Annotated in this window: 19 protein-coding genes; 11 read left to right on the plus strand and 8 right to left on the minus strand. The window is 39.8% G+C overall.

All coding sequences use genetic code 11. From position 1 onward, the window contains the following. A partial coding sequence (locus HCR01_RS34145) for an AIPR family protein (protein WP_193200371.1) occupies positions 1-1,105 on the plus strand: 1,105 nt, incomplete at its 5' end. Positions 1,106-1,317: 212 nt separating this feature from the next. Continuing rightward, a complete protein-coding gene (locus tag HCR01_RS34150; RefSeq protein WP_193200372.1) occupies positions 1,318-2,343 on the plus strand; it encodes a hypothetical protein in 1,026 nt (341 codons plus the stop codon). 49 nt (positions 2,344-2,392) lie between these two features. Here the strand turns inward: HCR01_RS34150 and HCR01_RS34155 are convergent, their stop codons facing one another. Both HCR01_RS34155 and HCR01_RS34160 read right to left on the minus strand, forming a co-directional pair. Then, on the minus strand, positions 2,393-2,659 hold the full coding sequence (locus HCR01_RS34155) for a hypothetical protein (protein WP_193200373.1): 267 nt from the start codon (positions 2,657-2,659) through the stop codon (positions 2,393-2,395). A gap of 371 nt (positions 2,660-3,030) precedes the next feature. Then, positions 3,031-3,312, minus strand: coding sequence for a hypothetical protein (locus HCR01_RS34160; protein WP_193200374.1), 282 nt, complete (start codon positions 3,310-3,312; stop codon positions 3,031-3,033). Positions 3,313-3,559: 247 nt separating this feature from the next. On the opposite strand from HCR01_RS34160, the gene HCR01_RS34165 reads away from it, so the two are divergent. The 5 genes from HCR01_RS34165 to HCR01_RS34185 all read left to right on the plus strand — a co-directional run bounded on the left by HCR01_RS34165 (position 3,560) and on the right by HCR01_RS34185 (position 6,379). After that, positions 3,560-3,967 carry a prevent-host-death family protein gene (locus HCR01_RS34165; protein WP_226889923.1) on the plus strand — a complete coding sequence of 136 codons (408 nt, stop codon included), beginning with the start codon at positions 3,560-3,562 and terminating at the stop codon, positions 3,965-3,967. 2 nt (positions 3,968-3,969) lie between these two features. After that, the gene (locus HCR01_RS34170) at positions 3,970-4,590 is read left to right on the plus strand and encodes a hypothetical protein (protein ID WP_193200375.1); all 621 of its coding nucleotides are present in this window, start codon (positions 3,970-3,972) and stop codon (positions 4,588-4,590) included. A 63-nt stretch (positions 4,591-4,653) separates the two neighbouring features. After that, positions 4,654-4,842, plus strand: coding sequence for a hypothetical protein (locus HCR01_RS34175; protein WP_193200376.1), 189 nt, complete (start codon positions 4,654-4,656; stop codon positions 4,840-4,842). Positions 4,843-5,041: 199 nt separating this feature from the next. Beyond that, positions 5,042-5,935 carry a hypothetical protein gene (locus tag HCR01_RS34180; protein WP_193200377.1) on the plus strand — a complete coding sequence of 298 codons (894 nt, stop codon included), beginning with the start codon at positions 5,042-5,044 and terminating at the stop codon, positions 5,933-5,935. Between the two features lie 9 nt (positions 5,936-5,944). Then, positions 5,945-6,379: a hypothetical protein gene (locus HCR01_RS34185; protein ID WP_193200378.1), complete on the plus strand. Its 435-nt coding sequence runs from the start codon at positions 5,945-5,947 to the stop codon at positions 6,377-6,379. 67 nt (positions 6,380-6,446) lie between these two features. Here HCR01_RS34185 and HCR01_RS40605 read toward each other — a convergent pair whose 3' ends face one another. Then, the gene (locus tag HCR01_RS40605) at positions 6,447-6,851 is read right to left on the minus strand and encodes a hypothetical protein (protein ID WP_193200379.1); all 405 of its coding nucleotides are present in this window, start codon (positions 6,849-6,851) and stop codon (positions 6,447-6,449) included. A gap of 475 nt (positions 6,852-7,326) precedes the next feature. On the opposite strand from HCR01_RS40605, the gene HCR01_RS34195 reads away from it, so the two are divergent. Together HCR01_RS34195 and dinB are read left to right on the plus strand one after the other, a co-directional pair. Continuing rightward, positions 7,327-10,407 (plus strand): pentapeptide repeat-containing protein, encoded by a 3,081-nt coding sequence (locus tag HCR01_RS34195; protein WP_193200380.1) that lies wholly within the window; start codon positions 7,327-7,329, stop codon positions 10,405-10,407. Between the two features lie 907 nt (positions 10,408-11,314). Continuing rightward, positions 11,315-12,412, plus strand: coding sequence for a DNA polymerase IV (dinB, locus tag HCR01_RS34200; protein WP_193200381.1), 1,098 nt, complete (start codon positions 11,315-11,317; stop codon positions 12,410-12,412). A 67-nt stretch (positions 12,413-12,479) separates the two neighbouring features. On the opposite strand, the gene HCR01_RS34205 is transcribed toward dinB, so the two are convergent. Further along, positions 12,480-12,695: a DUF2945 domain-containing protein gene (locus HCR01_RS34205; protein ID WP_193200382.1), complete on the minus strand. Its 216-nt coding sequence runs from the start codon at positions 12,693-12,695 to the stop codon at positions 12,480-12,482. A 428-nt stretch (positions 12,696-13,123) separates the two neighbouring features. On the opposite strand from HCR01_RS34205, the gene HCR01_RS34210 reads away from it, so the two are divergent. Continuing rightward, complete coding sequence (locus tag HCR01_RS34210) at positions 13,124-13,300, plus strand: hypothetical protein (RefSeq protein WP_226889927.1); 177 nt, start codon at positions 13,124-13,126, stop codon at positions 13,298-13,300. 557 nt (positions 13,301-13,857) lie between these two features. Next, entirely contained in the window at positions 13,858-15,192 is a 1,335-nt protein-coding gene (locus HCR01_RS34215) for a pentapeptide repeat-containing protein (RefSeq protein WP_193200383.1), read from the plus strand. Positions 15,193-15,230: 38 nt separating this feature from the next. On the opposite strand, the gene HCR01_RS34220 is transcribed toward HCR01_RS34215, so the two are convergent. From HCR01_RS34220 to HCR01_RS34235, 4 genes are all read right to left on the minus strand, one after another. Continuing rightward, a complete protein-coding gene (locus tag HCR01_RS34220; protein ID WP_193200384.1) occupies positions 15,231-15,932 on the minus strand; it encodes a hypothetical protein in 702 nt (233 codons plus the stop codon). 615 nt (positions 15,933-16,547) lie between these two features. Beyond that, positions 16,548-17,216: a DUF488 family protein gene (locus HCR01_RS34225; RefSeq protein WP_193200385.1), complete on the minus strand. Its 669-nt coding sequence runs from the start codon at positions 17,214-17,216 to the stop codon at positions 16,548-16,550. A 1-nt stretch (position 17,217) separates the two neighbouring features. After that, entirely contained in the window at positions 17,218-17,679 is a 462-nt protein-coding gene (locus HCR01_RS34230; protein ID WP_193200386.1) for a DUF1392 family protein, read from the minus strand. Further along, positions 17,676-18,440 (minus strand): DNA cytosine methyltransferase, encoded by a 765-nt coding sequence (locus HCR01_RS34235; protein ID WP_193200387.1) that lies wholly within the window; start codon positions 18,438-18,440, stop codon positions 17,676-17,678. Before HCR01_RS34235 ends, HCR01_RS34230 begins: the two co-directional genes overlap by 4 nt. Between the last annotated feature and the right edge of the window lie 177 nt (positions 18,441-18,617).

Raw genomic sequence — 18,617 nt, forward strand, 5'->3', positions numbered from 1 at the left:
GCCACTAGAACCCAACATCCGAGAACCTAACCGCAAAAGCGCGACATACAAGCAAATCTTCGACTCATTAACGACCGAACCCCAAAAGTTCTTTTCCTGCCACAGTGGAATAGTATTGTCAGCCTCGCAAGTGAAGCCCAAGAAAAATAAAACTTCACTGGAGTTAGAGATACAAGAAGCATCAGAGGGTGGTAGCGATGGCATCATTAATGGCGGACACACAGTTTTAGCTTTCGAGCAAGCTAGGAACTATAAGTACAACTTAGACCAAGCTAGAGTAAAAGTTACAATCCACATTGGACTGCTGGAAGATGAAGCCAAAGACATAGCCTTGGCGTCAAATACAACATCACCTGTGGATTCGCGCTCCAAGGTGAACGCCAGGGGTGATTACAAATTCATCAAGCAGTACTTGGTTCACCTAGAGCGAGAGCTTGATACAAAATTCCGCATCGCCTATTACCAGAATCAAAGCGGCGTTCCGAAAAATGCTCAGTGTAATGTCAGCCACCTACTGAAGCTGATTAACTGCCTGGACAGGAATAAATATAACCCGGACAGTAGAACAAGAACCAAACACCCACCAGTTAGTAGCACCCCAAGTCAGATCACAGATAAAGAGCGAGAAAGGTTCACAACTCTTCTGCCACTACTGTCACAAGGGCTGTGGATAGAACAGAGGTTATATGAAATTATCCAATCACATATCACCAATCCCAGAAGAAAAGGTATGAATGACTTAGCCTCAATTGATACTAGAAAAACTACCCTGCTACCGGACAGTAAGTACTCGTTCGGATTTGGAGCGCCAGCCGAACTAGCGCTACCGATAGTTGCATCTTACAGAGTATTCCTAGACAAAGACTACAACTGTATTCTGCCATTCGAGGAATTCGCCGAAGATTTTCTACAACACCTATGGAGCAACAATTTCCGCAAATATTTAATCTCAGAGAAAACAGCCGGGAATACAGTCGGTGCAAAAATCTGCCGTAATAAAGAAATCTGGGAAAGCTTGTATATCTCTGCCCAAAGTTACTTAAATCAGCATTTAGTGAAAATGGTTAACTCCACTAGACGCGAAGAGTTAATGCTCAAGGGATAAGGGTTAGACAAAGCAATCGGGCGACAAATAACAGTCTCATTTTCCATATTACCAATGATTAATATCACCTCCGACTTAGCAATAAAGGCAGCGAGAACTGAAGGCGGGAGTTCTGAGGCAAGATCTCTTTAAAGAAAATGATCAAGTCTCTAAATGCTAAATTTCATATCATAACTGTATGACTGTATTAGCTGTGATTATCTTTAATTTTTATGAATACTCTCTTGCCATTATCACCTCCCCAAAACGCCTTAGAAGCCCTTTTAAAATTGCGGGATTATTACGCACCTCTTGTAAAAGAGTATGAAAGGTTATATACCCAGTCCAAAGATAGTCTCACTCATGTTGAAGCTTTGCTGTCTAATTGGTCTTCCTCCTTGGAGGTAGCCTATGAAAAATCTACCGCTGCTGAAGAAGAAAATTCGTTATTATTTCTGAGTGATAACTCTGATAATGAACCCGAAGAACCTAACCCTCTGGAACTGTTGCAATTGGATGATTTCAAGTCTGAAGAATCTAACACAGTAATGTCCCCTGAACCATCAGAGTCTCCGATATTCCCGTTACTAGACACATCAACTCAGGAGCGTTCGTCCTTAACGTTGCCAAAGGCATCGCTCCACGGGGTAGAAATTCCCATGCTGCCTCAATATCAGTCTCTAAGTCGCCCAGAAGCGATTGAGCAGGTGTTGGCAGAAGAGATTGGCACAAGTGTTCACATAGATTTTATAGTGCGATCGCTCTACAGAGAGTTAGAGCCTGATGTGTTTAAGGTGGTGAAAAGTAGAGTTCAATCTTCGCTGACTCAGGGTAAGGAAAGTAATAAATGGTTCAGTGTTCCAGGACAACCTGGATATTTTACCCTTTCTTTAAGTTTGCTTTCTTCTGTTTCTAAAAAGAGTTCATCACCTCAAGCAAAGAGCAAAAACAAAAAACCAGTCAAGCCGCCGCAGCCCAAAGAGATATCAATGCTCAAAGTATATGAAGGACAATTCTTAATTGATGCCTTATCTACTTTTTTAGAACAGAATGCAGGTAAAGTTTTCGGTATTTCAGAAGTAATTACCGGAATTTATGGAGAACTGAATGCAGCTGATGCTAGAGAGGTCAAGAACAAGGTGCTGAATGAATTATCGCGGGGTCATCGGACCGGACGATTCTCTAGAGTGCCTGACCAAATTGGGTTTTATACCTGGGACTCCAAATTAATACTAGACATAAGCCAACCTTTCGTTTAAGCGTAGTTACCACTACACGTTGAAGTGATCGCTCTCAACTAAACGCTACTTAATCACAAAAACCATCTACACGCATATCTCGCCAGATATCAGAAACCTGCCAGCCGGAATTGCCCACAGATTGTACTGGAGGGTTATCAAGAAATGGAATATAGTCAGGTTCTCGTAGTTCTGGAATGATTATTGGTTTTTCCTCAACTATAGGAGGTGAAAAATTAACACTATCAGCTTGAAGAAGTTGGTCTTCTGCTTGCTCTATTTCCTTCATCTGTCTGAGGGTAAGCTTTTCAGATTTTTTGATGAGTTTCTTGTCCATAAAAACTGAGATCTAGTTGAGTACTGAAAAATCACACAGAATCAATAGAATACAGCAACTCTGCGGAAAATACGACTGCTTTGCTAAGTAATTTATAAGGGAGTAGCCAAATTAAGTGATCGCAGTAGAAATTATTATTAATCAGGTGATTTGGGAATTATATAAAAATGTAGAGACTGCATCACAATCGAATGGCACGCTTGTAAAGCTGGGGAGGCTGGGGAAGCTGGGGGAGTAAGGAGAAATTCTTAGTAACTCTTACTACTGCAACAGCCTTGAATACACTTGTTTTCTTGTCTACCCCAGCACCCCCCGCTTCCCCAGATCACCTCAACAAATAACTAAACTTAGTGCCATTCGCATCACAATCATCAAAGTACCAAATGTCCGAAATCAAGGTTGATGAAGTTATCTGTATCAAGGACAGTATCCTGATAGTTTTTTACACACTCGGAAAATGCTGGCAATTTCGGATTATCAGTCATTTGAGCAATTGGGGAGTTGAGGCGAATAAGGGTAAATACTTGCCTTTCCATGCGGGGGCGGATATAGGGAGATAGAGACAGCATCACCCTTGATTGCACCCGCGTAGTATGAAGTATACACACACAGTCATGCTTCCACCTCCCACAGCAGAGGTTGGATAGAGCCATTCCCGTAAACCTGTGGCAGCAACACCGAGCCTAAACAAAACATGAGGTTACGCCTTAGGTGACGATGCTGTTATGACTAAGGCTCATCAATTAATATGCTGTAAGTTTGATATGATAGTGCTTACAGCGTAAAAATGTAAAACAACTTCAACTTGCTAAAATTGTTGCACAATGCTAATTTGTCTAATATAGTTGTTTTACGAGTTTATGTCAGTATATTTGTACTATAGAGCGAGAGGAAAGCCTAGTGAGTTCTTTCAAGCAGCTTCCATTGTCAGACCTGAGAGAGAGCCTACCTAAGTTCAAGCGTCAGGTGCAATTAGGAATGAAAAGAATTGCTGCTACTTACTACGGGCAAGTAGTTGGATTTTTAGTTCCGTTGAAAGATTTGGAAAAAGCCCTAGAGGATAATGCCATCAACAAAAGTGAAGAGATGTCATTATCAGATTTCCGGTTACATTTAACGGAATGCTGGGAGCGTTTACAAGTTGATGTTGACTGTATTTATGTGACCTATCACACGCGTAGGGCGGTTGCGTTTGTTAGCCCTCGCTTGATTACCTATCTTTCAATTCCAGTATCAGAAGTTGCAGGTAAACTACTCGCTATACATAGTGGTCTTATTGAAATTGCAAGTTTAACAGAGGAGAATTAATAATGTTTGAAATAGCATCTACCCCAGAACTTCAGAAGAAAATTAAAAATCTAGAAGAATATTATCCTCCTGAAGTTTGCCATGAAATTAATCATTTTTTGGAAATACTTAAACAAGATGGACATTTGAGTAAAACAAATTTTTACGATATTAATACTAACGAAATTTCTGGATTGTATTGCAATATATTTTACAAGCCTTGCCTTGAGCAGAAGAAAGTATTACTAATTGATATAAAAATGAAAGCGGCAGATATTTTCAGGCAAAGATTTGTGATTGAGGATGATTGGGATGACAAAAATTGTATAGATTCTATTCCTCAGTATGATAAACCCCAGAAAATAATAGAAGCTATTTCTCTAATTCATCAAGGGATAACAAATTCATACGAATTAGGTTACGAACTAGGGCATAGAGGAAAGAAAGATGAATATATTTCTCGACATGGACAGTATGTAAAACATGCTTTAATAGCCCTTAAACTTATTCATGTAACGCGTCAAGGTAATAAGCGGCTGACTGAATTAACTCAAAAAGGTAGATTGATAGCTGAAGCACCTAATAAAGATTTACAAGTCAGATTCCTCATAGAAGCTATGCTAAGTTATCCTCCTATTTGGTGAATTATTGATGCAGTTTCTTTAAAGGAATCTCAACTGAATAATGGACTAGTTTTAAACGATAAAGTGGTTAAAGAACTTACCTTCCCAGAAGTATTTCAAGAAGCAGATACTAGCAATCGCCGCTCACAGACTTTGAAGAATTGGATCAAATGGATATCTAAAAAATCAGGAATTCCTATCCGTACTCACGAAGCAGGGGTACAGCTTACTATCCCAATGTTATTTGCTGAAGTATTGGGTAGTCCAGAGTAAGAATAAGCATAAAGCATTCTCTATTGTTAGCTAGCAATTTTTAAAAATTAATTGATGCGATCTTTTTGAAATTGTTGGCTAAGCTTGAGGATTTAGTAGTGAATAAAGCTACAAGCGAAGAGTGGAAATAGGCAGCCAAATCAATACTTACACATGATTTTTGAGCAAGTATAAACATTACCAATGGGGAAAGTTAAATATGGAATTAGTTGAGAATAAGAACATTTACCATAATGTATTTGTTCGTCAAGAGCATATAGTACGTGTTTTCTCCCAAAGGGAAGGAGCTAATGGCAGAGTTGTTTTAGAAGATATTGTAGAAATTTTATTAACTAATATCCCTTCAAATACCAATAAGAAAATATCTAATAGTGCTGACTACAACATAATTTTAATAACTCAAGATAAGATTCAGCTTGCTGGCATAACACCTATTGAACATAAAGGTTTACACCTTGCAGATGTAGAACAGCTTCATGAGTTCTACAGTTTTTGTGATGATCTGGCGGCAGAAGAACTCTATGAAAGTTTAGGAGAGTGGTTAAATTTCCAAGTGTGTACCTTAATTAATAAGCGATTAGCTCACTTAGGCGAAATGGTAAGGCAAATACCTTTTTGGGAAGAGTATGCCTCAAAAGTTTCAAAATTGTTTGATGAAAATCAAAAAATTTCCATTAGAGAATGGTTGGTTGAATCTTACGGTCTAAGCGTTTTTTGGATAATTACTACATTTACTAATAAGGTTAAGAATATGATGTCCGGTGCTTATAGAGTAAATGCTGGTGAAAAAGCAGCCAAAAATGAAGGCAATGTAAATATATATTATCCAAAAAATTTTGCTTTCGTGGCTCAAACAATAGACTGGTGGATTAAGAGTGATAATTGGAGTTGGTTAAAAGAAGTAATTCAGAATGGTGTTGCTGTTAAGGAATCTATTGATAAAGATAAAGAGCAAGTGAAGAAATTGAAAAAAGAGGGTAAAAGTATTGATGATATTATTCAAACTGTTTGGAATGTGACTCCGACTTCAAACATGGTTGAGGATGAAAATTATCAATATAAGATTTTAAAAGCTTTCGTTCAAATGGTCTAAAGGTGCAAAATGCTATTAGAAAGAAATGCTATAGAAATGGAAGATGCAGTTAATATCTTAAAATCAAATGGGTTGCAACCAAATATACGTCGGCTAGGAAGCCGCAAAACTTTAATAACCAAACTAGTTGATGGTTATTCGCTTCTGATTGAAGAAGATAAAACAAGCCCTGGTCATTTGTGTGCTTACTTAAAAAGTGATGAACGCGGAACTATTACAATTTGGCATGAAATCAGCCACAAGTCTTTTGTTCTAACTATCAAATATATACAGGAACAATTAGGAATAGCCTCCAAACGAAAGTTATTTGGTCAACCTTGGAGTATTGTTGCTGCTGCTGCTGTAGTTGGTTTTGCATTGATAGGAATGAGTTATTTACTTGTTAGCAGTAAGTTAGCTCAATGCAATACTCAGCAGTCTGAGCAACCGCTACTTCAACCGTAGGCTGGAGGAATATTGAAAATTTGTGTTCCTAGTCTGCAAAATCGAGGACAATTGCAGATACAGCATTCTAGAGTAACAAATGTTCTCCCTTAAAGTTGATACTGTGCTTTGTATCAAAGGCAGTGTCCTGATGGTCTTTTACACACCAGGGCAGTGCTGGCAGTTCCGCATCATCAGCCGGACAGGTGGAATATTCGGAGAACAAAAAATATACTACAGTGCTGATGCGGCGTTTGAAACTGGGTTGGAGTGGTTGCGGGATGAACAGTGATGAGTGCGTATATGCGATCGCCGCCATTGCAGTAGTCTGCGGTACTTCACGACAGCCTTGAGCGCACTTTACTCTCTTTGAGCGATCACCTATGGTGGGCGGGTACGCCATCGCATATAATTGTTCCTGTGTGGAGGAGTTGTTCGGGGTGATGATGGTATGCCGCAGAGTGGCGAATGTAAACCAATCGTTGTCACGCATTTAACTTGCTTACATTGAGGGTGGTGTTGATGCTGGCGTTTAACTCTTATGTGATGGGAGTTTCAAAATTTTTGGTTACTTTTGCATAAAACAGAAAACTCTAGCTGAAGAATATTACATAACAAAGCCACTATATGTAAACCAAGGGACAACGCTTAAAAGTCCCGGTATTTAATTTTCCTTTTTTCAAGCACTGCTCTGGACTTCATGCCCCAGGGCAGTTTTTCATTGTATAGGTGGCTCCCCTTGAATCAAGCACCCGTTGGCAGCAATTGCAATTCTCGTGTAGTGCGTTGTTTACCCACCGTAACAGCAATATTGCGCTACAGCCCGTAAAAACAGATACTCTAAGTGTAGCAAGCATAAACCTTTATATTTAGCAGCTAAATTATGCCTTTAGATTTCTGCGAGCAAAAGCTGGCTAGGGCAAACTTTAGGGATCATGAATCATTTGTAATTGGACAAGTTTAAACTTATGCTCAACTCCTTATCAGAATTATCGAAAAAGTTGATCGCTCCTGCTAAAGAATTTATCTTAACAGAGAATGTAGAGAAAACAGCAGAGTTTGGTAAAGCATTTCTAGAATTAGCCAAGACCCTGCAAGAACAAGGCAAGAGTATAAGTTTTTTAATGGGTTTGATAAAAGAATCAAAGCCTCTGTTAGATGTATTGTGTTCGGCAGAGGTGCAAGTTATAAGTGCAGGCTTGCCTTTTGTACCTTTTGCGATCGCACTTATAAAGTTTTATCGTGAAAAGACCCATACTGAGCCAACACTAGAAGACTGCGTAGTCATTATTAGTCAAGCAGCGTATCTAGAAAGTTTTGCACAGGTTTTAGGTAATAACAAATATGTATTGGGTAGGTGGAATAGTTATGCTGATAGTAATCAAGCATTAGATAAAGCACTAAAAAAATTAGAGAAATTTGAATTAACGGATGAGATTACTAACAGTGTAATATCATCTTTTTCTCAGTCTAGCTTGGCTGAACGCTTCAACGAAGTACTATTAACTAAATTAGAACTAGTAGGACTATCTCAACCAGAGGCTCAAGAGTTCACTGAATCAGTGGCTCGTAATACTAAAATCTACTTTTTGAAAGCGTTAGCATTAGCTGGTGATTCTGCCCAACCTCTAGCTGATTTGTATAAAAATGGAGGAACAGAAGAAATTAAAAAATATAAGAGTATTCAAGATTATCTTAAAGAAAAAATTGAGCCAAAGCCCCAGGAGACAGTGTTTAAGGAGACTTTTACATATAGCGATATTTATGTCAAACCTAATGCCATGAAAGTAGATAACAATGGCAAAATTGATAAAGAATCTAAGACATTCAGTTTGGAAGATTGGGTTAAAAGCATTATTTTAGATACAAACTCTAACGCCCAAAAAAAAGTAATATTTATTCAAGGAGGGACTGGAAGAGGTAAAAGCATTTTTTGTCGAATATTTGCTGATTTAGTGCGCCGAGACTTATATCAGAGATGGATACCTATTTTAATTCGTTTACGAGATATAGAAGAATTTCAGCCAAGTTTAAAAGAAACTCTAAGCTCTAGGCTACAACAGTATTATTTCGCTTTAAAAAATGATTGGTTGATTGATAATGATACAAAATTCTTATTTATTCTAGATGGTTTTGATGAACTACGAATTGAGCGTAGTAATAATTCGAGTGTAAAAAGCTTTATTAGACAAATAGGGTCTTTTCAAGAAGATTATGCTAAAAGGCACCAAGTAATAATCACAGGTCGAGCAATGGCCTTACATGGCATTGAGGACTTACCCCCCAACCTGGAACGGGTAGAAATTGCCGAAATGAATATTGAATTACAAGCCCAATGGTTTGATAATTGGCGTAGGCAATTTCCGACGGATGAAACAACGAAATTTCAACAGTTTTTGCAAGATAACCAATCTTCTTGCCCAGAGCAAGTAAAGGAATTAGCAAAAGAGCCACTTTTGCTGTATCTACTGACAGCAATGCATCGTGACAATGAATTAGATATTAACGAGTTCAAGCAAGCTACTGGTACAGCAGCTAAAATATTAGTCTACGAGCAAGCATTAAAATGGGTATTAACCGAACAACGGTCTGATCGTCGTTACCCAGATTTAAATAAAGAACTTACCGGACAAAACCCAGAAGCATTACGGCGAATATTAGCAGAAGCAGCAGTATGTGTAGTGCAGTCAGGGGGAGAAAGCGCTTCTATGGAAATGGTAAAATCACGTCTAGAACAAGATTATGAGGCAAAAGAACTCATCGCTAAAGCTGAGGAAAAACTAGGAGGAGAAGCACTAAAAACTGCATTAGGTGCTTTTTACATCAAATCAAATGATAGCGGTGGTGTTGAATTTTTTCATAAAAGTTTTAGTGAATTTCTCTGTGCTGAACGCCTCAAACGAAGCATTGAGGATTGGACTGAACTAGGTAAACGAGGTAAACCCTTTAATGTTAATGATCAAGAATTGTGTGGGGAAATTTATGACTTACTTGGATATGGTGGATTAACACCAGAAATTATAGAGTATTTGATGGCCTTATTAAGGGCTAGCAGTGAATTTAAACCTCAAGAACTTTTACAGCGATTAAACAAATTTTATCTAGATTGGTGTCAAGGAGGATTTATAGATTTACATGAAGGAACAACATTGCCTCAACAAAAAGCGCGAAATCTAGAAAAACGGGGAGGTAGGAACTTAGGTCAGCGACAAGTTGATATATATACAGGTCTGAATGTAATGATTCTTCTGTTAGAGTTACATCGTTATGCTCAGACTCAAGATGAACTAAAGGACAAAGTTGCTTTTCTTCCCTGTGGCGAGGCAGACAGCGATAATTTTGATCCCGAACGATTACTGCGTATCATAAGTTACAGCAACAGCGTTGATTTAAGTACTTTTTCATCAACTATTGGTTATTTCCTTTCTGCCGCTGACCTCTTTGGCGCTAACCTCTCTCGCGCTAACCTCTCTCGCGCTAACCTCTCTCGCGCTAACCTCTCTCGCGCTGACCTCTCTCGCGCTGACCTCTTTGGCGCTCACCTCTCACGCGCTAACCTCGATGGTGCTCACCTCGCTGGCGCTGACCTCTTTGGCGCTGACCTCTTTGGCGCTGACCTCTTTGGCGCTGACCTCTCACGCGCTAACCTCGATGGCGCTGACCTCTTTGGCGCTAACCTCTCACGCGCTAACCTCGATGGCGCTAACCTCTCACACGCTAACCTCAATGGTGCTAACCTCTCACGCGCTAACCTCAATGGCGCTAATCTTGATGAAGCTAACCTTTATGACGCTAACCTTTATGACGCTAACCTCTCACGCGCTAACCTCGATGGCGCTAACCTTGATGTCGCTAATCTCTCACGCACTAACCTCTTGGGCGCTCACCTCGATGGCGCTAATCTTAGTAATATTATTTGGGATGAAGATACAACCTGGGATAATGTGGAAAGATTAAATACAGCAAGAAACGTACCTGAAAGTTTGCTTTCCCAATTAAACTCAACCGCCCACCCCTCGCCCCCAAAAGACACTCCACCGTCAGTCTGACATCGCCGCCGCCAACCCCGGCAGCCGCCGCCCCCGATAGAACTCCTGTTGCAACCCTGAAAGTACCCCCAGCAATCCCAACTCTGACCATTCGCCCAAATCTTTACCATGCAGAGATACCCGGTAGTACCCGCACTCTAGGCGATGCCTACGGCAACCCGAAGCGGGAACGCATCTTACTGGAAAGCCGGGCTCGTGGCATTTTTCGATTAGACTCTTGACCTGGGGCGAATATTGGCAATTCGCAATTTCCAATTCGCAATTCGCAGTTAAAAACAATTGCGAATTGCGATCTTCGGAGCGGGGCGTTAGCCCATTGCGAATTGCGAATTGTTTGGTCATCGGACAGGACGATTCACTAGAGTGCCTGATCAAATTGGGTTTTATACCTGGGACTACAAGTTAGTTAATGAATAAGTAAGACATTTAATTACGCAAATAATAGCAATATAATTAAATGCTAAAATGCCTCCAGAGATCTCTGTAAAGGCGTTAGCTACGACTAGTTTATAGAGTTCAATATAGTTATCGTCTGTATATCTATAGCTTAATTAGTAATTTCGATTTTTCGGTGAAGAATACATAAATATAATCAAGAACTATATAACAATATTGTTAACAATTGCGGTTGAGAACTTTTGCTTGGCTTTACTTACACCATAAGCAAATACATTTGTAATAAATGAATCAACGTAAGCGTTCGCTTTCTACTATGACAATTCCATGCGGCTGCTTGTAGTGGAATTGAATGGACAGAATTCTCAAATTTTATAGTACATTAGCACTATAAAATTGTTAGTATAGCATCTTGTTTTCTTGCGTAGTAGTATGCTTAACGCTCCCGTCCCCTGTTAACGAAGCTTGTTTTGAGAAAAGCGATCGCTGTTAGAAATTTTCTGTTGGTTTAATGGGCAACCAGATAAGCAAGATTATTCACGTAGATATGGACGCTTTCTACGCATCAGTAGAACAGCGGGACAACCCTAGCTACCGAGGCAAACCGCTAGTAGTCGGTGGTAGTCCGAACCAACGAGGCGTGGTAGCAGCAGCCAGCTATGAAGCCAGAAAATTTGGTATTCACTCTGCGATGCCTTCAGTAGTTGCGATCACTCGTTGTCCTGGACTAATCTTTGTCAGACCAAGATTTGATATCTATCGAGAGATTTCCGCTGCAATCCACGCCCAATTCAAACGCTACAGTGATTTGGTGGAAGGGGTTGCGTTAGATGAAGCATATCTAGATGTTACTGAAAATAAGCAAAACATCCCGTACGCTTCTACTATCGCAAGATTAATCAAAACAGCAATTTTAAAAGAAACAAAGTTAACGGCAACTGCGGGTGTATCCATTAATAAGTTCCTTGCAAAAATGGCATCAGGACAGAATAAACCCAACGGACTAACGGTTATTTTACCAGAGCAAGCAATTGCCTTTGTAGAGCAGCTGTCGATTGAAAAGTTTCACGGTATTGGAGAGGTGACAGCGACTAGAATGCACTCACTGGGTATTCATAGTGGTGCAGACTTAAAGGGGCGATCACTCTCAGAGCTAACACACCACTTTGGGAAAGCTAGTCATTATTACTACAAAATTGCCAGAGCGGAAGATGACCGGCCAGTTGAGCCAAATCGGGTTCGGAAATCCATAGGTGCAGAAACCTCATTTGCACAGGACTTAAGCGATGTCGGTCAGATGTTGCAAGAACACGAACAGATTGCCTCTTTTGTGGAGCAGCGGTTAGAGCAGCATGAAACACGGGGGCGCACATTAACGTTGAAAGTCAAGTTCTCCGATTATCGCCAGTTAACCCGCAGTAAGACAATGCTTGCTCCCATCAGTGAACTGGATATGATTTTTGAGATAGCCAAAACACTGTTTGAGTCGATTGATCTGGAGAATCGCAGTATTAGATTACTGGGCATTTCCTTGTCTAATCTGGATAACATAAGACAATCACAAGTGATTCAATTGCCACTATTTAAGAATGGGAGTACTACTTTTTAAGGAGTATCTGACAATTGCCCACCATTAGATAGTATTTACAAATAAACTTGTGACTTATACCTGAGCATTACTCTTCTACTTTCTTGAGGGTATCCGGCTTGTGAGCAGCTTCGTTTCCTGTCTGATCACTTTTGACTACATACTCTGGGTTATCCACAGTTGCAGCGATATGGTTTCCTCTCAAGTTTGTCGGTAAAGTGAGCTTTTGTACTACTTCGCCAGTTTTCATGCCTTGTAGAGCTTTCCATTCAACCTTATCGCCTATTTTGAATTGTTCAGCCACAACAGTCTCCTATTTGATGTTTTATACCTTTTCAAGTCACATGATGTTTGTGATTTCAAAGATATTCATCATTCTAGTGATAGAGAAAATGCTTGCTCTGACTTTTCACTCTTCAGCGGCTCAATCCCTATTTGCTTCTTTTAACACTATGCTGCAAAGCATGTTTGTATTATTGCTATTAGATACAAGGCAAAACTACATTTTAGTAAAATCAATCACCAAAATGTAGTCAACACATTAACATCTCCTTGCATCATCCAATTAAGAATGATACTACAGGTATACCAACTATCAAAACTCAATTCAATTTGTATGCAACGTGTTCCAGGCTTTTATTCCTTTGGTAATTGATGTATCACAGTGCTAAATGTTACTACAAAACAAATTTTATCTACTCGCAAAAGTTATCCATGCGGATATCCCGCCAAATGTCACAAATCAAGGTTGATGAGGTTATTTGTATCAAGGGCAGTATCTTGATAGTTTTTTACACACCCGAAAAATGCTGGCAATTCCGTATAATCAGCCGTATGGGTGAAATCTATGGGGAACAAAAGATTTACTACAGTGCTTCTGCGCTTCTGCGGCGTTGCGAACTGGGTTAGACTGGTTGAGAGATGAGTATCAAAAGTAGCTTACTACATATTTTGCTTTCAAAGGTGCTGTAATCGTTACTATGCATGAATAAAAACTTACTACAAAAATCGTAAGGATTCAGGTGTTTGAAACCCAGTCTCCGAGACAGTTTTAAACACCTGAATCCTTACATATTCTAATTGCCGGTTAGATATGGAACATGGAACAGCTTACTATCAATACCTTTGCAAAAATAAGAGCCTACAAAAATTTTGGCTTGCACTGGCAAAAGTACCCATATATAGGCGTTTCGCTGAAAGGGAGATGGGAATCTCAAACCCTTATACTACGGTCAATACGTAAAAAAACATTGTGGGAAACCTTAAAGGAATTTTTAGGACTTATGGTTTTTGCTAAACCTTAGAGAAAAGGGGAGTTAATGATTAAAGCATCATCAACTCACCCTCGTAATTTAGCGAAGATATTGACCGATTAATCAGAATTGTTCAACTTTGCTACACCATTAGCACCTCCAAAGACCGCGAGAATTATATTTCCCTTTTAGCTTTATACCAAAGCAATCAAAATGAGTAAAAATATTTTGAAATTTTTATCTATTAAACCAACGTTCCGTCTATTGCTATTAATAGTTTTTGTGAGTATCCCTATTCTTTATCGGTTTAATTGGAGCGGTTTCGGAGAGGATTCATCTAAATCAAAAAGTATAGAAAAAACAATAACAAATGGAAAAATTATTAGTTTTAAAAAAATAGAAACAGAACATTTTGAATCAGCAAAAAAACTTTGGGATTGGTTGAATCTGGCTGCTATTCTTGCAATCCCATTTGTATTGTTCCAGTTTGAACGTAGCGAACAAAGGCGATCCGAAAAAGAGGTTGAGAATGAAAAAAATATTGCACATGATAATTTCCGAGAGGAAATTTTACAAGCTTACGTTGATAGTATGTCAGAACTACTAATTGATAAACAATTAAAATTATTGCTCAATCTAAATTTAAAACAGTCAGACACGCAATACTCTCAAATAGAGGTTGCTCTAGACATAGCACGCGCGAGAACATTATCTATTCTACGAAGGTTAAGGGAAGATAAAAAACGAACTATAATTCTTTTTGAATTTTTATCAGATATAGAACTTCTAGATAAGCCGCTCTTGAGCACTGCTAACCTTGAAAAAGCCAACCTTGAAGGAACCAATCTTGAAGGAGCCAACCTCGAAAATGCCAACCTTAGAGGTGCCAACCTAGAAGATGCTAATCTCACAAGTGCCAACCTCGAAAATGCCGACCTTAGAGATGCCAACTTCAGAGGTACCAACCTATTTGTTGTCAACCTCAAAGATGCCAACCTCAGAGGTGCTCTCCTGGAAAACACCAACCTCAAAGGTGCTGAATTGAATGGCACTTTCCTGGAGGGTGCTAATCTCACCAGTGCTGACCTCGAAGGTACGAAATTAAGAGATGCCCACTTCACAAATGCTAACTTCACAAAGGCCTTCCTCAAAGATGCCTACCTTACAAGTGCCAACTTCACAAATGCCAACCTCACAAGTGCCTTCCTCGAAGGGGCATCTCTTGAAGATGCTAATCTCACAAGTGCTAACCTCGAAAATGCTAACCTCAAAGGTGCCTACCTTACAAGTGCCAACTTCACAAATGCCAATCTCAAAGGTGCCAACCTCGAAAATGCCGTAATCGAGTACGGTGTTTATGCCGATGAACAGAGATACATCGAAGATGCTAATTTTGAAAATGCCAATCTCGAAGATGCCAATCTGACAGGTGTCGAACTCAAAGGTGCCAAATTAAAAGGAGCAATTTTAAATGAGCGAACAATCTTACCTGATGGCTCAAAATATCAATTTAAAGACCAGCTAGCTAAATTTACTAGCCTGGGTTAGCCGTCGTTGTTTTTTGCGAACAATTGTGAAAAACACTTCTAACTAACAATGCCAGCTTTATTTAAAAGCCTAGATAGTGAACGGCTTATTTCTGATGCATCAGAAGATAAAACATACTTTCCATTGATTTCATAATATTTACCTGTGTAGTGTTTTCCAAGTACTATAACTATAGTTTGTGCATTTTCTAATAATTTTTCTAAAAATTCCCAATATATTGAAGGTACTTTTGTATCATCAATAGACTCATTATGAGCCAACTGTTTATCCCTTACACATTTAATATCTTTCATTTCTTCTTTAGACGGCATTCTCTCATTAAGTTCTTTACAAACGATTTTTGTAAGCTCTGAATCAGTCAAACACATTAGATCCTTTCTTTCAAGATTCCATAGAGCCTTTCTTTCAAGATTCAATGTAATTAGTTTTTCTTCTAATTCTTGTCTATATTTTATTTCAAATTTATCAAGATTTTCTTCTATTAGTTTAATAGCAGCAGGAATACTCTTTAAATCATATTTAAGATTCGATTCATAGATTTTATTAAGAGAAAGAACGGAATCTTTTGCTAAAAGTAGTTGTATTGTTCCAAACAAGTGTCCCAAACGTTCTTTGTTTAATGCCTCTTTTTGATTACTAATAAACTTATACAAAGATATTGATTGTTCTACTGCAAATATATCCATTTTTAAACCATTGTCAATGATGTCTTCTAATTTTTCTTTCGGGGTACAAAGCATGATTTTTAATTTTTCTCATCATCTATCCTTATCCATCTTTACACGAATGACACGGTTGAAAAGCGCGAACCCCTAATCTGGCTGGATTAGAGGGTGTAAGGGTGTGAGGATGTCGGGGTTGCACAGTCAAAACTAAGGAGCCACGCAAAAATAACTTGAATACTTTTGGTTGGGAAGGGCTTTGTTGCATGAAACAGAAAAAAGACATACCAAGTCTTAGCAGAGTTAATGATTATTTTTCCACTTTGTAGCTATCTGGTTTGCCTAACTGAATCATGCGATTAAGTGCAGCATGCAGGAATAACAAGAGCAGCTTGATTGTCAAAAAAGCATCGTCTTCGCTTACCCCCAAAAATAATTTTGAGTCGAAACATAGCTGTTTGGGACAAAGAACGTCGATGATATCTGCTTTCTTGCGACCAAAAGCTGGCGACCAATTTGATGTATCCGACGCAAATTTTCATCTCTTTGATAGCGTTGTTCATTTATGTTTTAAACAAAGTTTTTTCTTGAAAGTTGTGGCTATAACAGCTTGCACTTTTTTTATATCAAGCTTAATTGTTCCACTTTCTTGTTATCGTCCAGTTTACCCAGCTTCATAATCAGTTCAGAGGATTACGGCTTTCGTGTAACCGCTTGTGTAACTGAAACTTCACTTATGGCAGCAGTAGCAAGAGTTGTCAGCAGCCACTCGCAGTAAAACTCATGTCGCAATCCCGACAGCACCCCCATTAAACCCAACTCCGACCACACGCCCAATTCCTCATCCCCTAACGATACCTGATAATACCCACAAGACAGGCGATCGCATCTCACTGGATAGCCCGACTCGTGGCATTTTTCGATTAGACTCTTGACCTGTGGTGGATAGATTGTTTTACCGCCTGGAATTATAGTCAACAGAGGTCTTTGAGAAGTACCAATTTCCCCGCCCCAATATTCTGGTAGATACGTCTGTACTACTTCTTCGCCCACTTGATGCCGGTGGCAGAAATCCCCAGATTTCTCAAAACAGCACAGGGTGAGATCTGCGCTCGATTGTTGCTGTTTGCGTACCCACAGATCAATCAGCTGTTGTCGGGAGTCGAGAATATTGCGGAACTGTTGCTTGTACTCCTGTTGCGCCGAAGCATCTTTAGTCGATGATTTCCACCATTTGAGCAGTTCAGGAGTCGGGGCAAATAATGGTAGATGCCTGCCCTGGAATCTTTTAGGTGGATAGAGCGAGATGGAAACAGCCTCACCCTTAATAGTCCCAGTGTAGTACGACGTATAGATAGCCATACTACACACTCACTAAGTCGGTATCTGTAACCCAAGCCCTACGCTCGCCTGATGTAATTAGCTTGCCATCGCATTCGGTCAGCGATGGAGATGCCCACTCAACGGTGTAAGTCCAGAAGTCGTCTATCAAATGAATGCCTTGGACAATACGAAGTTTGCTGACATCTTGATTACAGCGAAATACTACTCTTTGTCCTAATGTGAATACGGGCTTGTCTATGCCTGATTGCAGTTTTCCTGTGCCACGAAGTTGTAATGCTGATGTATAAACCATTTCATCATTAAGGGCAACAGCATAGCTCCAATCATCCTGCAACCATTCAACACCGCAGCAGTAGCCGAATGATTTTGTGGTAGTGACGTAAACTCTTTCCAACAGCCCAACAGACAGAGGCGGGATTTCTTTGCTCCACGGTGGCGAAAGATACCAGCACTCTTCTAGGGTATGAATAAGGTTAATCATGTAACTGCCTCCTGATTTGACAACAAACTGAACAAATAATCAATTCGCTTCCATGCGATCGCTGCTTGTCGTGGGGAACAACTCAACCCGTAAGCACGACGAGCATCGTAATTGCCTTTAATGCCCTTTAGCACCCCGACGGAAATCCCATCAGCCACCGCAAGAATGCCGGATTTATAGCTTCGGACTTCATGAGACTCCCGTAGTGACGTAATTTGATTTCTAATTTGGTTTGCCCAGGCGGTCGGGACGATTTGGTGGAATAAGCCATTGGGGTAGGCAATAATGAAGATTCGTTTTCTATGATGGGAAAGTCCAACTGCTTGTGCAGAGATACAGTTCCATTCGCCCACGTACCCGATTTGGTCAAGGTCTTGGATAATCTGGGCAAGTCCGCGATGGAGTAAACCCGTGGGGTTTTCGATGAGAGCGATCGCTGGTCTACACTGGTTGATAATTCGGAATTGTTCTGTCCAGAGTGCAGATCTGTGGTCGAGTAGTCCCTGTCGATTTCCGGCGTTACTTGTACCCTGGCAAGGCAGTCCTCCACAAATAATGTCGAATTGTCCTGGGTGGGAGTGGTAGGTTCGGATGTCTGGATGAATGGGGATGTCTGGTTGTTCATGACGCAGTATTGATTGTGAATAGGGGGAGATTTCAACAAATTGCTGGACTTGGAATTTATGGGATAAACCAGCACAAGAGATACCGTGATGGCATAGTCCGCCGATACCAGAGAAAAGCGAGAGTACTGATTTCATAAGGCGATTGCCCCCTCGACTAACTCCAAAGGCACTTCAAAAATTCCTAACTGACCAATGTAGGGAATCGGTGTAATTTCTCGGGTTGTGTTGCAAAAAAGGTTTGAAGTGATAAAATTCTCTAGAACTAAGATTATTTATGCAACAACTCCGAAGATGTCTGCAATAAAATTAACT

The organism is Nostoc sp. MG11 (assembly GCF_014904695.1).
Classification (GTDB): Bacteria; Cyanobacteriota; Cyanobacteriia; order Cyanobacteriales; family Nostocaceae; genus Komarekiella.